A 320-nucleotide genomic window follows, 5' to 3' on the forward strand; every position below is an offset into this window, starting at 1 on the left:
GTCCCCATCGTCTAGAGGCCTAGGACACCGCCCTTTCACGGCGGTAACAGGGGTTCGAATCCCCTTGGGGACGCCACTTACTTTAAGTGTTGTGTTATTAAGAACTCGTCTGAATCGAGTTTAACTACTCAGTTGTCCTAGTGACACAGAAACTTTCTGTTTAAGCTAAGGCCATTCGCCTCGCAGGCTCGGTCTCATCTTACGCAGAAATAGCAAATCAGTGATTTGCAAACCAATTTCTGCGTCCCCATCGTCTAGAGGCCTAGGACACCGCCCTTTCACGGCGGTAACAGGGGTTCGAATCCCCTTGGGGACGCCAC

General features: G+C 51.6%; 2 tRNA genes. Both read left to right on the plus strand.

Features of this window, described 5'->3' with window-relative positions:
• Positions 1–76 (plus strand) — tRNA-Glu (locus HUS62_RS22750).
• Positions 77–243: 167 nt separating this feature from the next.
• Positions 244–319 (plus strand) — tRNA-Glu (locus HUS62_RS22755).
• Position 320: the final 1 nt, after the last annotated feature.

It is taken from the genome of Pseudoalteromonas sp. 0303 (assembly GCF_013349995.1).
Lineage (GTDB): Bacteria > Pseudomonadota > Gammaproteobacteria > Enterobacterales > Alteromonadaceae > Pseudoalteromonas.